The sequence below is a fragment of the Paenibacillus sp. FSL K6-1230 genome (assembly GCF_038002385.1).
GTDB lineage: Bacteria > Bacillota > Bacilli > Paenibacillales > Paenibacillaceae > Paenibacillus > Paenibacillus massiliensis.
This window is the reverse complement of record NZ_JBBOCK010000001.1, coordinates 4,247,440-4,264,291: the sequence shown is the minus strand read 5'-3', so window position 1 is coordinate 4,264,291 and position 16,852 is coordinate 4,247,440. Positions and strand designations below refer to the sequence as shown.

Here is a 16,852-nt window from a genome sequence, read left to right as displayed (position 1 = left end):
TTACTGTAAAAGGGTGTGAGTGTATGGGGCAAGAGATTGATAAGTATAAATCGGCTCTTAAAAAAGCTGCAGCCAAAATAGAAGAGCTATCTACAATCATTCAGGACCAAAAAGATAATGATGAAATTGCTGTAATCGGCTATTCGGGTCGTTTTCCGGGTGATGCATGGAACCTTGAAGGGTTTTGGAATGTTTTGGCTAACAGCATGGATACGGTCACTGAAATTAAATCCGATCGATTTGATTTCCACCACTATTACAGTAATAATCCTGAAGCTGAAGGTAAAATGATTACAAAAAAAGCCTCCTTTCTGCGAGAAAATATAAAGGAGTTTGACAATATTCATTTTGGTCTATCAGCTATAGAAGCTGCATCCATGGATCCCCAGCATAGACTCTTGTTAGAGGTTAGCTGGGAGGCTCTGGAGAATTCAGCGCTCAATATAGAGGAATTGAGAGGAAGTAGGACAGGAGTATTTGTAGGGATAAGCGCTTATGAATATGCCAAAGCCGAATTATTCTCAGGTAGCACTAATGATATAACCCCCTACTCCACAGTAGGAGTATCATTGGGATCAGCGTCGGGAAGATTATCCTATTTTTATGATTTCAAAGGACCAGCCATTACCTGTGATACGGCATGCTCATCCTCTCTCTCAGCCTTAAGCATGGCAGTGGACAGCTTGCGGAATAATCAATGCGACATGGCCATTGTCGGGGGTTCTAATCTATTGCTCACGCCAGAGCCCTTTGTAGGACTTTCCAAATTCAGTGGTTTGTCCAAGGATGGAAAATGCAAGGCATTTGATAACGAAGCAGATGGTTTTGGTAGAGGTGAGGGTTGTGGTGTCATTATACTTAAAAGGTTGAAAGATGCCAACACAGCAGGGAACCAGATTTCTGCGATTGTGAAGAGTGTCGCTATCGGGCAAGATGGCAAGTCAAATGGCTTCACAGCTCCTAACGGACTGGCCCAACAAAGTGTAATCAGGCAGGCACTACATAATGCAAAATTAACCGTCGATGATATTGATTATGTAGAGACACATGGGACGGGAACACAGTTAGGTGATCTGATTGAAATTCAATCGCTTTCAGAGGTCTTCAAGAATAAAAAAAGTCCGATCTTGGTTGGCTCTGTCAAACCCAATATTGGGCATCTAGAAGCTGCTTCCGGCATAGCGGGATTGATTAAAGTCATTATGTCTTTAGAGAATAAGAAGATTTTACCTAACATGTATTATGAAAATCCCAATAAGAACATATCATGGGGCACGGTTAAAATTGCGGACAAATTCATGGATTGGCACAAATCAGAAGGAGCCAGAAGAGCAGGAATTAGTTCTTTTGGGTTCAGCGGAACTCTGGGGCATGTCATTCTTGAGGAGTCGCCTCAGGACAACAGGAAGCAACTAGACCAATTACCTGCTCATATGTTGACCTTGTCTGCCAAGAATGTATCAGCATTAAAGGAATATGCAAGTTCCGTGAAGGAACTATTACAACAGGATCAAAGCTCTATTGCAGATATAGCGTATACTTCCAATGTCAGTAGATCTTTTCTGAAGCAAAGGTTCTCGGCAGTGGGGCGAAGCAAGCAAGAGTTGCTAGATAAAATAGACCTTTTCCTAAACAATCATCCTGGCGATGAGCTCCTGAACCGGAAGAATACCGCTAAAGACAAGAAGATAGCCTTTTTGTTCACGGGCCAAGGCTCGATTTATGAAGGTATTGCCAAAGACTTTTACTCCACATCCAATACGTTCAGACAGGCCATGAACCTGTGTAATGAAAAGTTTGAAAAGATACTGGGGTTATCGATTCTGGATGGAATTTATGGGGAAGACAAGACATTGGTAAATAGACCCTTATACTCCCAAGCAGCAATTTTCTCAATCGAGTATGCATTGACCAGGCTTTGGGGTTCGCTTGGCATCAAGCCTGCTGTAATCATTGGCCATAGTATAGGGGAATATACGGCTGCCTGCTATGCAGGGTTAATCAATCTGGATGATGTAATCCAGATGATTGCACGACGTGGACAAATGATGGAGGCCATAGATGTTGAAGGCAAGATGGTCGTTATTCTTACCAATGTGGAATATGTGAAGGAGGCATTGGAGGAAAGTGGATGTCAGAATGTCACGATTGCCGCGATCAATGCACCTGGAAATGTCACAATATCGGGGCGGAGCGATGAGGTAGATATCGTTATTGATACCCTGCAAGCCAAACACAGAGTATTTTTTAATAAGCTGAATATTCCTCATCCATACCATTCTTCCTTAATGAAGGATTATGAAAGCATGTATGAGAACAGCATTGGGGACATTACTTTCTCCAAGATGAACATACCTATGATATCCAGCATTACGGGACAGCTTGAGAAGGAAGAAGTGCTTGGGAAAAGTAAGTATTGGATAGAGCACCTGTCCAAAACAGTGAATTATCAGGAAGCTATTAACGAGGCCAAACGACTCGGTGTCAACCTCTTCATTGAGATTGGAGGAGATGCAACACTAAGCGTATTAGCTAATCAGTGTCTGAACGACAGTGATATTCTATTTCTACCTTCCATGAGAAGAGAAGCAGACAACTATACTCAGCTCTTTAACTCGATGTCTACACTATTCCTGAACGGTATAGATCTGGATTGGAATACCTTTTATACAAGCTATTCCAAACGGAAAGTTAACCTTCCCAACTATCCATTTCAAAAGAAGGAACTGTGGAAAGAGGTCAGTAGAATGGAGCTTAATACGGTTATACAGGAGCAAGCAGCGGGAACAGCTATGGATATAAAAGATAAGCCTGAACTCTCACAATACTCGCAGCAGCAGCTACATCAGGCTACACATGAGAGCGATCAAAGACATTCTAATTACAAAATGCAAATTAATTCAGAATTAAAGGAAATGATTAAGATTCTAACAGGGCTCAGAATTGAAGAAATCGAGGATGATCTGAGTCTACTGACACTCGGCTTTGATTCTTTGGTGCTCATTCAGTTAAATAAGCAAATTACGAATAAGTTCAATCTATCCATTGCGCTAAATGAGTTCTTTATGAACCTGGATACCGTAGAGAAAATCACTGAGTATATTAGCCAGCATACCGATTGTTCTGAAGATGTAGCTGACAGTAGCAATGATGCTGATCCTGTATCAGGGGAGATGACTGCTTCTCTCCCGGTGATCGAACCTGTGAATAATCCTGTAGCCGCGGGCGAAGTGAAAAGCCAATCTCCAGGAGCGCTCGATCATATGGCTGCTATACAAAATATTATGAATACACAGATGCAACTGATGACAGAGCAGCTTCATGTACTAAAGAATTTAACGAATTCAAAGACTGTAATCACGACAGGAAACCAACTGCCGAGCCCAAAGCAAATACAGCCCAGCGGAAGTAGCTCAAATGCTGTGCCTTTGACGGTCGACACCAAGAGTCACTATGTTCCCTACAAAAAACTTGAGCTGATTGATCATGAGAACTTCAATGAACTGCAGCTAACTTATATTCGCAATATAGAAAACAAATATACAAGCTTCTCTAAAAAATCAAAAGAGAACATTCAACGATATAGAAAAGTATATGCCAATAATAGGAATGTAGCGGGCTTCAGACCTGTAATGAAGGAAATGATCTATCAGATTGTAGCTGATACGGGACAGGGCTCCAAGCTACGTGATATTGATGGGAACGAAATTGTGGATTTAACCATGGGGTTCGGTGTGAATCTGCTCGGACATAATCCAAGCTTTATTCGTGAAGCATTGACAGAAGAGCTTGATAGAGGAATGCCACTCGGACCGATGGGTAGGTTGGCAGGAAGTGTTGCGGATCAGATTAGGCACTTAACTGGTGTGGAGAGAGTAGCTTTTTATAACTCCGGCACAGAAGCTAACATGGTAGCCGTACGAATTGCTCGCGCAAGTACAGGTAAGAAGAAGATTGTTACTTTTGCAGGCTCCTATCACGGTACTTATGATGGTCTGCTTGGATTGTCCTCCATTGGAGAGGATGGCGAACTGACGACCATTCCGTTAGCACCAGGCATTATGGACAGTGCGGTTAGTGATTTAATCATGTTAAATTACAATCAAGAGGCCTCGCTGGAGTTCATAAGGACTCATGCAAGTGAGATTGCCGGAGTTCTAGTAGAGACTGTTCAAAGCAGAAGGCCTGATGTTCAGCCCAAGGATTTTCTTAAGAAATTAAGGGGAATCACCGAAGAAAACGGCATTGCCTTAATATTTGATGAGATTATCACTGGTTTTAGAATTTGCGCAGGGGGAGCACAAGAGCATTTTGGTATTCAGGCTGATATTGTAACCTATGGAAAAGTCGTTGGCGGGGGAATGCCGATTGGCATTGTATCTGGAAAGTCTGAATACATGGACTGCATTGATGGCGGTATGTGGAGCTTTGGTGATACGTCAGTTCCACCGTGTGAGCAAAAAAGAACATTTGTAGCAGGGACTTTTTCTCATCACCCTCTAGCTATGGCAGCTGCTAACGCTTCATTAGCCTATATAACGGAAAATAAGGACACATTGTATGACAAATTGAATAACAAAACCAATGATTTTGTGAACCGGGTAAATGACTTTTTCGAAGAAAATCTTGTTCCTATTAAGGTAGTCCATTTTGGCTCGTTGTTCAGATTTGTATTCCGGGGAGATTTCGAGATCTTTTTCTTTGGGCTGCTGGAAAAGGGAGTGTATGTGTGGGAGGGGCGGAATTGCTTCTTCTCAACAGAGCACACGGATGAGGATATTGAATATATCTTTACTGCCATAACAAGGACGATCGAAGAAATGCGCCAGGCTGGGTACTTTGGTGAGCCCCCGATGAAGGAACGCGCAATTCAGGGGATTCACTCCATCCAAAATGAAGAATTGGAATCTATATCTCCCATGTCGCTTATTCAACAACGATTATATACATTAAGCTCAATGGGAAAAGATGACCCCTACAATCTGGTGGCTGTATTGAAGGTTAGGGGGACGCTGGATCTTCAAAAATTTGAGGCGGTAATTAATCAAATTGTTGAGCGACATGAAAGTCTACGAACACGCCTATTTATTGAAGATGGGGCATTTAAGCAGGAGATCCTTGACCGTGTGAATTTTAGAATTCAGACCTTTGAAAAAGGTTCCGATGAGAAACTGGAGAATCTAATTGAACAATTAGTTACTCCCTTTGACCTTAAGGAGGCACCTCTATTTAAGGTGATCTTGATCGCTGGAGGGCCACAAGAAAGTGCGTTGATTTTCAATTTTCATCATACGATAGCAGATGGAATATCTATGAGCATATTCGTGCAAGAGTTCATGCGTTTATATGCTAATGAAGTCCTTCCTCCAGTAAATAAGCAGTATAGAGATTTTGTTGAATGGGAAGCTCAATATTTGGTATCGGAAGAAAAGAAGCAGAGTGAACAATACTGGCTTAACAAATTATCTGGAGATGTTAACGTACTGAAGTTGCCATCCGACTTTCCAGTAGGTGATGAATCAAATTTCGCTGCAAATACAGTCTATATGAGTGTTGGTTCAGAGTTGGTTCATGATTTGAAATTAGTGGCTTCACGTAATCAATGCTCTCTGTTTATGCTGTTAGCTGCTGCATTTAATGTGTTACTTAAGAGACTAACGGGATGCGAAGATGTATGTATTGGGACACCTGTGACGAATCGAGCAGACGGGTCCTTTAATGAAAGTATAGGTATGTTCACGAATACCATTGTGCTTAAAAACAAACTTGCCGATGAAAGTACGTTCTCAGAGTTCCTGAAGCAAGTGAAACAAAGCTGTCTGGAAGCTTATTCGCATATGTACTACCCGTTCAATGTGTTGGCAAGCCACATTAAAAAGGCCAAACATAGCAGAGAAGGATTTCTTAACGTAAGGTTTGTCTATGAAAAGACGGATGAAAGAGTATTAGTAATAGACAACCTTGAACTCACAACCTACGACTATAAAAGTAAATTATCTGACTTTGATTTTGTGATTGAAATTCTGGAGGAGAATGGGCTGTTTAATATGGGGATGACATATAAAACAAGCCTATTTAAAGAAGAGACCATTCGTACATGGGGACAGCAGTATAAAAGTATCTTACAGTTAATTACCCAACCCACTGATCCTGACGGACCAGGCCTCAGACTCAGGGATTTTACAAGTATGGACCAGGATATAACCAAGAGCTTCATTCCTGATATGGAGTACGCACAAAACGAAACGGTAGCGCTTACAAACGGATTGGTTGCCGGGCAAGGTTATGAAGCACCACGGAATGAAACAGAAGAAATGCTGGCTCGTATATGGGAGGTTACATTGGATATCAGCCCAGTTGGTATTAATGATGACTTCTTTCAATTGGGTGGAGATTCAATTAAAGCGATCCAGCTCATATCCCGCGCCAGGACAAAGGGCTACAACTTTGAAGTTGATCATTTATATAAAAATCCGACTATTAAGCAATTGGTGGCATTTGTTGATCAGCAGCATACGGATCGTAATCAAGAGTTACAGGCTGGGATCGTGAAGTTAACACCCATTCAGAAGCGGTTTTTTGAACAGAAATTCACGGATCAACATCCTTGGACCCAGGTTAAATTACTATATAGACCGGATGGTTTTAGGGTCGATGTGCTAAGAAAAGTTCTTGATACACTGGTTACTCACCATGATGCATTAAGTATGGGATTCAAGGATGACAATGGAGCTATGGTTCAGATCTCTAGAGACCTGCAGGAGCGTTTGTATGATGTCAACATAGTTGAGAATGTATCAGAGCAGGAGATTGTAGAGAAATGTAATGAGATTAGAGGCGGTATAGATTTGCAAAATGGACCATTGATTAGAGTAGGCTTGTTGAAGACGGATGAAGGGGACAAGCTGCTTATTGCTATCCATGGTCTATTAGTCGATGAGGTATCCTGGAGAATTCTGCTTGAAGATTTCTCAAATGCTTATATGCAGGCTGAAAAGGGCTTAAGCATAAAACTAGCCAAGAATTCAACCTCCTTCAAGGAGTGGGCAGCAAGATTAGATGAGTATGCCAGTTCCTATGCTGTTAGGAGACAGGTTGAATATTGGAGAAGCTTGCGTGATGCAGACATCAAAAAATTGCCAAGGAAAAGAGGTAAATTGGCATGGAGTTGAGCAAACGAGTCCTAGAGCTTAGTGAAGAAGTTACCGAGAGTATGCTGTTAGAGGCGAATCAAGCATATCATACGAATTCTTTAGATATACTGCTAGCTGCTCTTGCCTACACCATCCATGATTGGACGAAAGAGGAACAAGCGCTAATTAGCTTGATCACGCAGGGCAGGGAACAACAATTCAATGCTATGGACATTAGTAGAACTGTAGGGAATTTCAGTTCACAATACCCTGTTATACTAACCGCTCACGCACAAATGGATGATACGATCAAACATACCAAAGATATGTTGCGACGGATTCCTGACCAGGGTAGATCCTATGAGATTATTAAATACCAATCTAACGATGAGCTGAACCGTGTAGAGCCCGAAATTTGTTTCAATTATTTATGGGAATGGGACAAGGATGCGGTGGGACCTGCAATTGAAATCCTGAGTCTAGATGACATCGAATACCCCTTTAGTAATCTGGCGGGCACTTATACTTTGAACATTGAAGCCAAGATTCAGGCTGGCCAATTAACCATCTCCATTTTCTATAACGAAGATGATTTCTATGCTGACACGATCGAGAAGCTGCTAGCTACGTATCAGGATCATCTCATTCGTATGATTACTTATTGTACTAGCAAAGAAGATGCAGAATTAACCATTACCGATATCACACGAGAAAACATAACCATGCAGGAATTGTCGCAATACAAAGATGAACTGAACAATATTAAGAATATTTATCCTCTTGCTCCTATGCAAGAGGGTATGCTTTATCATGCTTTGGCAGATGAACAAGATACGTATATCAAATTATCTTGCTTCCAGGTCGAAGGCCAAATTGATTTGGATATGTTGGAGCAGGCTTTTAATATCGTAGTTGAGCGACATGACATTTTGAGGACGGTTTTTGATTATTCTTCATTTCATAGAAACATGCAGGTGGTGTATAAAAAAAGAAAAGCAGAGGTTGAATACATCGACTTTCAAAAACACGGCGCTGCTGCTGAAGTAGAGCTTAAGCAGTTAATTAAGCAGTATCGCATGAGGCGCTTTGATTTGAGTAAAGATCCATTATTACGCATTGTATTGGTACGGATGGAAGTAAATACATATAGTATGATCTTTCATCTGCACCATATCCTTATGGATGGTTGGTGTAACAGCCTCATATTGATTGAGTTATTTAAAATCTATAACGAACTGAAGCATGGGATTGAAGCTAGTCTGAACCCAGTAGTACCTTATTTCACTTATATTGATTGGTTAAAGAACAAGGATATAAGCGAGGCTAAGGCCTACTGGAAGAGCTACTTAAAAGGACATGAGGAAATCACAACCATTCCTTTCGCCAAAGATAATAACTTGAATGAAGTCAGCAATCAGGAAATGGTGTTGGTCCTGGACAAGAAAAAAACGTCTTGCATAACCCGCATTGCGCAGGAAAGCAAAATTACAGTGAATACAGTGATTCAGAGCATTTGGGCAGTTCTGCTTAGCAAATACAACAATAGGAATGACATTGTTTATGGATACGTAGTGTCAGGAAGAAATGCTGAAATTGAAGGTGTTGAAGTTATACCAGGGCTATTTATTAATACGCTCCCACTGCGCGTGGAATTCTCAGAGCATATCAACTTCCAAGAGCTGACTAGACATATAAGCAACATCACGCTGAACAACGGCAAGCATGATTATCTTAGTCTTGCGGAAATTCAGAATCAGTGTGAAGCAAAAAGTGATCTGATTAGCAGCTTGCTCGTGTTTGAAAATTATCCTATTGATGAAAAGAAGTTAAATGAAGAAATTTTGCGCAGTAATGATCTGAAAATATTAAATTCTGTGTTTGTATTGCCCCACCATCTGATTGAAGGGACGAATTATAGCTTAACGCTAGTTGTCAACCAGGATACGGATATGTCAATTAATTTTGTATATAATGAGAAGGTTTTCTCCGAGGAGAGCATTGCGAAGATATCGGCTGCGTTTGAGGCCATCGTGGATCAAATCATAGCTAACCAGCGTATAAGCATCGAGGATGTAGAGATACTGGATGATCAAGACAAGGATCGGATTCTCTATGAGTTCAATCATACGGGTGGCGATTATCCAAGAGAGAAGAGCATTGTCCAACTTTTTGAGGAGCAGGCCCAGAGGGTGCCGCACCATCCTGCATTGATCTGGCAAAATGAACATGTAACTTATCAGGAACTCAATGAGCGAGCTAATCGTTTAGCACACTATTTAAGAAAAAAAGGTGTGCGCGAAAATATCCTAGTAGGTATCATGGGTGAGCGCTCGGTGGAGATGATCACTGGTATACTGGGGATTCTGAAGGCTGGTGGAGCATATGTTCCGATGGATCCGAAATATCCAGTAGAACGTATGAAGACGCTGCTTGCGGATTCCAATACGGGATTGCTCCTGACTCGATCAACCTATATAGGGGAATTAAAACATAGCCTTGAGAAGCTTATTGAAATGGTGCTATTAGATGAGATTACCGAGGATGCAACCGCAGAAAGCACGGAAAATCCACAACAGGTAAACAATCCATCGGATTTGGCATATGTCATGTACACATCGGGTTCTACGGGAAATCCCAAAGGCGTTATGATCGAGCATAAAAGCGTTGTGCGGCTGGTGAAGAATACCAATTATGCGAATTTTAACGGAGAGAATCGGATACTGCAGACGGGAGCCATGGCATTTGACGCCTCCACCTTCGAGATCTGGGGGGCTCTGCTGAATGGAAGCAGCTTGGTGTTGGTTGAGGAGCATATACTCTTACATGCAGAGAGCTTAGGAGAAGAAATCAGGAGACATCGAATTACGATGATGTGGCTGACTTCCCCACTATTTAACCAGCTTGTGCAGCAGAACGTAGGCATATTTAGTGGGCTGGAGACTTTAATTGTAGGCGGAGATGCATTGTCATGGGAGCACATTAATCTGGTAAGAAAGATGTATCCATCTCTGAAGCTAATTAATGGATATGGGCCAACAGAAAACACAACCTTCTCAACCTATTATGCTATAGAAGAACTGTTCAGTAATCCCATTCCAATCGGAAGGCCGATCAGCAATTCAAGTGCATTTATTATCGACCGCCATAATCACCTGCTACCGATTGGAGTAGCGGGTGAATTATGCGTTGCTGGAGATGGATTGGCTCGGGGATATTTGAATAATGTCGAATTAACAGATATGAAGTTCGTGCCACATCCGTATGATGCGGGTGCACGAATGTATAAGACAGGGGATATGGCTCGCTGGCTGCCGGATGGTAATATTGAGTATTTGGGCAGGATCGATGAACAGGTGAAAATTCGGGGATTTCGGATCGAGCTGAACGAGATTGTCCGCCAATTAAGGCTACACGAAATGGTTCAGGATGCGATTGTAGTAGCCCGAGCTGGAGAGGACGGGCAAGCTCATTTATGTGCTTATATCGTTAGTGAAGCAGAGTTGTCCATATCAGCATTGCGCAATCACGTATCTGCTTCATTGCCTAGCTATATGGTTCCTTCATACTTCGTTCGAATGGAGCAATTACCGTTGACTCCTAACGGAAAAGTAAATCGCAAGGCACTACCTGAACCCCATGGAGAGATAGATACTGGGGTGCAATATGTCGCCCCTCGAGATGAGATGGAACAATCTATTGCAGTGGTGTGGGGAAAAGTACTGGGTATAAAGAATATGGGTATTAATGATGATTTTTTTTCGCTAGGCGGAGATTCTATAAAGGCCATCCAGGCGATCGCTCAAATGCGCAATCAAGGCTATGTCTTTGAAATCAAGGATTTGATGAATAATCCCAAAATAAAAGACCTGGTCGTTCATATCAAACAGATACAATTGATTGTAGATCAGAGTGAGGTGTCTGGTGAGGTCCAATTGACACCGATTCAACAATGGTTTTTAGAGCATGATCATATTAATAAGGATCATTTCAATCAGGAATTACTGTTGTTCAGCAGACATGGTTTTAGAGACGATCGGATTGAGCAAGCATTTGATCATATTGTTCGTCATCATGATCTTTTAAGAGCAACCTATATTGACAAAAAGTTAATCAATAGAAAAATCGACCATAAGCTATACGACTTACGAATCTATGATCTTAGAGGAACGGATATTGCAGATGAATATATTTCCGATGTATGTACTCAAATTCAAGCTAGCATGAAATTAGCGAAAGGTCCGTTAGTAAAATTAGGATTGTTCAAAACGGACAAAGGAGATTACTTGCTGGTATCTATCCATCATATGGTGGTGGATACCGTCTCATGGAGAATTATCATAGAAGACTTTGAAACACTTTATAATGGACAAGCTCAAAGTTTACCTTTGAAAACAACTTCTTTTCAGGAATGGTCCTCTAAGCAAGCTCGATATGCAAGCGGGCCTGCAATTAGAAATGAACTCCATTATTGGAACAGCTTAGATCAATGGGGGATTAAAGAGCTGAGCAAAGATAGCATCCTCCCAAGCATAGTGGGTGCGGAGATCAGAACAAAGACAATCGTATTGGACAAGGCACATACTGAACAGCTATTGACCAAAGTAAACAGAGCATATTCTACCGAAATTAATGATATTCTGCTAGCCGCCCTGACCGTCACTATAGCTAGCTACAACCAGACTGATCGGATACTAATTAATCTTGAATCACACGGACGAGAGTCGATTATAGAAAATGTAGACGTAACAAGGACCGTCGGTTGGTTCACCAGTCAATATCCTGTGGTCTTACACATGAGGGATAATCTATCTGATGTGATCAAAGATACAAAGGATACGCTGAGACGAATCCCTCACAAAGGAATTGGTTATGGTATCCTGAAATATTTATCACCATTTGAATTAAAAAATACCCGTACCCCTGACATAAGCTTTAATTATTTGGGACAGTTCGACGAGAATATCGCGGGCAAAAGCTTTACACTTGCTGATGTGAGGCCAGGAGATTCGGTAAGCAAGAACAGCAGCAGATTGTACCCCTTGAATATATCAGCCATGATTCTTCATAGACAATTCACACTAACCTTGAGCTATATCAGAGAGGAATTCAAGGATTTAACTATTGATGGATTATTGCAGTGTTATCTTGACAGTCTTACCCAGATCATTGATCATTGTGTATCCTTGGATCATGTAGAGACAACAGCTGCTGATCTTACAGATGAGAATATATCATGGAGTGAATTGGCGCCTTATCATATGAGCATCGAGAATATACAGCGGATGTATACGCTAACTCCGATGCAGGAAGGACTACTTTTCCATTCGATAGCAGATAAAGGTGAGTACTATCATGTCAACATGGAGCTTAGGGTAACCGGTGTACTGAATGAAGAGTTATTTGACCAAAGCTTTAGAGAATTAGTTGCCCGTCATGATGTCTTACGAACAAATTTTGACAGCAGTAACTTCAAAGAAAACATGCAGATCGTGTACAAATCCAGAGAAGCTGGAATTACGTATCGGGATATCAGGGACTTCCAAGGCGACAAAGAAGCTTATATCGAACAGCTGGTAAGGGAGGACAGGCTGCAGGGCTTTGACTTGTCCAAGGATATTCTTATAAGACTCGCTGTAGTCCGGATGAGCGATGAAGAATATAGTTTAATTTTGAGTAATCATCATATCATCTTGGATGGGTGGTCTTTTGGAATTATCAGTAGTGAGCTGTTCAATATCTACAATCATCTCTTGCAGAATACTGCACTAGAAGCGAGAAAAGTGAGACCTATCGAGGACTATATCAAATGGATCGGCACGCAGGACAAGACGGCAGCGCTGAACTATTGGTCGACCTACTTGCAGGGATATAATACTACAATCGAAATACCGTTCAAGAAATCAACAGTAACCCATGGACAACCGCAGGAGGTCATTCTAAGTCTGAACAAAGACGCTACCAGACAAATTGAAGCGTTGGCAAAAAACAATAATACTACAATTAATACTGTCTTCCAGAGTGTATGGGCGATCCTGTTGCAAAGATATAACAATGTGAGCGATATTGTGTTTGGTTTTATTGTCTCGGGTAGAACAACTAGAATAGATGGAATTGATGAAATGGTCGGTTTATTCATCAACACGATCCCACTACGAGTGAACACTACGCATGACAAGAATTACAAGAATGTGCTACAGAAGATAAGATCAGACTTTAATGAGAGCGAGCCTTATCAATACTGCTCCATGGCAGAAGTTCAAAAGCTTACTGAGGTTGGCACAGGCCTGATCAATGGATTGATGGTCTTCGAAAACTATCCAGTTGATCAAGATACGATTAATAAGGATCTACAGGAACAGATGCATCTCCAAATTAGTTCAACTCGGATTTTCGAGGAAACGAACTATAGCTTTAATATCAAAGTCATTCCAGGAGACGAGCTGGTTGTTAAATTTGACTATAATGATGGCGTATACGCTGAAGAGGAAGTTTGTAAAATCAAAAATCACTTTCTGAATATCCTGAATCAAGTTATTAGCAATCCGGACATACAAATTGATGAAATTGAGATTGTAGGGAGCAATGAGAGAAAGGAGATATTAATTGACTTTAACAATACGTACATGAGTCTCCCAAAAGAGGATACAATTCAAGGTATATTTGAGTACCAAGCTGCTCAGAACCCTGAAAAAGTAGCTGTTACGTGCGGTGAAGATAGAATAAGCTACGGTGAAATCAACAAGCGAGCTAATAGCATAGCTACATTACTTAGGGATAAAGGTGTAGGTATAGATTCAATCGTATCCATTATGATCGATCGGTCCATTGAGATGGTGGTAGGTGTACTTGCCATCCTAAAAGCGGGTGCGGCTTACTTACCTATCGATACGAATTATCCTGAAGAGCGAATCAATTATATCTTGCAGGACAGTAAAGCCGAGATTATGCTGTCTACCCATAAGCTTGTACAGAGCTATGTGCTTGAGATCAGAGATGTGATTGATCTAGAGGATGAAGAGTTGTATGCGCTGCCACATGACGAAGTTATCAACATCAATCAGTCTCATGATTTGGCTTATGTGATCTATACTTCTGGGACGACCGGGAGACCAAAAGGAGTAATGGTAGAGCATAAAGGTGTTATTAGCTTGAAGCATTGGTTCGAAAGTGATCTTGGCATCGGAAACGATGAACATATCCTACAATTTGCAAGTATTGCATTTGATGCATTCTCATGGGAGCTGTTCATGTCGATATTGCTTGGCAACACACTTTGTATACCAAGTAGAGAGACGTTGCTCAGCTCAGATTTGCTGAACGAATATATTAGAGCGAATCAAATTACAACCTTAACAGTACCTCCATTTGTAGCCGCTGAGCTAGAGACAGAAAATGAATTGAGACGAGTAATTACAGCAGGAAGTGAACTCAAGTATGAGCAAATCTCACATCTACTCGGGAGGGTAGAAGTGATCAATGCTTATGGACCAACAGAAGATACTGTCTGTACGACAACTTACAGGCTACAGCAGGATCAACAGGCGAAGATATCGATTGGAGCTCCTATCACCAATCATAAAGTACTGATACTGGATACTCACAATAGAATGGTGCCTATAGGAGTGAACGGCGAGCTTTGTATTGCAGGTGTGGGCTTGGCAAGAGGATATCTGAACAACGAAGAACTAACAAGAGAAAGATTTATAACTCATCCTTACCAGGATGAGGAGGTTCTCTACAAAACAGGAGATGTGGCCAGATGGTTACCTGATGGAAACATTGAATATCTAGGAAGAATGGATCATCAGGTGAAAATCAGAGGATATCGAATAGAGATCGGTGAGATTGAGCTGAATTTATTACAATATCCAGGCGTATCTCAGGTTGCTATTGTGGACAAGGATATCGGCGGGGCGAAGTATCTATGTGCATATTATGTAGCTGAAGCAGTAATAGCCATTCATAACTTACGTGAGTTTTTGGGTAGGAAGTTGCCTAACTACATGATACCGGCGTATTTCATCCGAATGGAATCTTTACCGTTCAATCTCAATGGTAAAATTGATCGGAATCTATTACCGGAAATGGATGGCCTAATAAATACAGGCATTCCATATGAAGAAGCTGATAATGAGACCGAATTGTTGGTGATCGGCATTTGCAAAAATATACTGGGTCTGCAGCAGCTGGGTGCAAGGGATAATTTATTTGAAGCTGGTGGAGACTCCATTCGCATTGCCAAGATACACAAAGAATTAAAAAGGAACAATATTCACATTTCAATTAAAGATATATTCTACTACGAGAACGTGCGTGATATATGTAATAACTGCTTGAAGAAAAGCGAATCTGCAGCAGAGAGTAATACAGGCGAATTGAAGAGTGCAGGGAGCTTATCAGAATGGAAGGAGTCCCTTACCAGCCAACTTCATGAATTCAGTGATACGATTGCAAATTATCACAAGATTACAAGGGTATATCCAATAACAGCAATACAGAAAATTCTGCTGGAAACCAATCAGACATTTAGCGGGACAATCATGGATTTTGACGATGAGGTTAATGTAGATCTACTAAGTAAAAGCATTGCAAGTGTCGTGAATGAACAAGGATTATTACGAAGTGTTCTCATCCAATCAGAACATCAAGTTATGCTACAGGAACATAGCTTAGTGCATGGACTTAACATACCTTATTTAGATCTATCGAATGCAAGTCAAGAACAGAATGAGCAAGTCCATCAATATATTTATGAGATGTATGCTGAACATTTGGAGAACACGGATCTGTACAACAAATTGCTATATAAAGTTATATTGGTTAAATTTTCGGACAGTCACTATAAGCTATATTTGCCTATTAGTCATTTGATTTTTGATGCAATGAGCGTCGAAATACTACATGAACAGATACAGCAAGCATATGATAACCAGGGGGAGTTAAGGAAACCTAATCCATTACAGTATGAGCATTATGTCAACGAGGTAGTGCAGGGGCCACAGGGTATATCTGAACAGGAACTAATTGAGAGATTCAATCTAGAGCAATTTCAAGAAAGCTTTAGAACGTATTTCAAAAAATATAAGGAAGCCTCCTGGACCCATACGACTATTTCTATACCGTTGACAGAAGAAATTCGCGAATCTGTAGCAGAAATGTCATGGGAAATATCAATAAAAGTATTTTTGAAAGTTCTAGAACTCAATTTCGATCTGGATACCATACCGTTTGCACTTATGCATACAGGAAGAAAATATCAATCCCATAATTATTATCATACTGTAGGTGCATTTATTGATATTTTGCCGTTAAGTCTGCCTCGTGATCAACATGCAGATTCCGAAGTGATTAATGAGCTAATTACCCTGGCTTCCACGAAGAACATTAATTTTGCTGCCTTACTAGCTCATGGGGAGCCGAAAAGCAAGTATAAAAAGGTGAAACAGATCTTGAAAGAGATTTACGGCCTAGGAACAATCAACATCCCAATATTTAATTATCTAGGACTGTATGATTCACAGTCAAGGATGAAGGAGGAGCTAAATAGAATAAAGGATAGTCACGGTAGTAAAGTGAAAAATTTGTCTACTGAAATCGCGATTGGCGTGCAAGAAAATGAACTGGTGATTAGATTATTCTGTGAAGAAAACAAATTGACATGGCTTACACAAGAGCTTCAATACTTCATAACTGATTTTAACAAATTGATATTAAAGTGA

Annotated in this window: 2 protein-coding genes; both read left to right on the top strand. The window is 40.9% G+C overall.

Going from position 1 to position 16,852, the window contains the following annotated elements; translation table 11 throughout:
* Positions 1-23 precede the first annotated feature (23 nt).
* Positions 24-7,172, top strand: coding sequence for an aminotransferase class III-fold pyridoxal phosphate-dependent enzyme (locus MKX74_RS18705; RefSeq protein ID WP_341179401.1), 7,149 nt, complete (start codon positions 24-26; stop codon positions 7,170-7,172).
* Complete coding sequence (locus MKX74_RS18700; RefSeq protein WP_341179400.1) at positions 7,163-16,852, top strand: amino acid adenylation domain-containing protein; 9,690 nt, start codon at positions 7,163-7,165, stop codon at positions 16,850-16,852. The genes MKX74_RS18705 and MKX74_RS18700 overlap by 10 nt, the downstream gene beginning before the upstream one ends.

Excerpts from the sequence above, each read along its gene's own strand:
- MKX74_RS18705 (WP_341179401.1), top strand. The coding sequence starts at position 24 with ATGGGGCAAGAGATTGATAAGTATAAATCGGCTCTTAAAAAAGCTGCA.
- MKX74_RS18700 (WP_341179400.1), top strand. The coding sequence starts at position 7,163 with ATGGAGTTGAGCAAACGAGTCCTAGAGCTTAGTGAAGAAGTTACCGAG.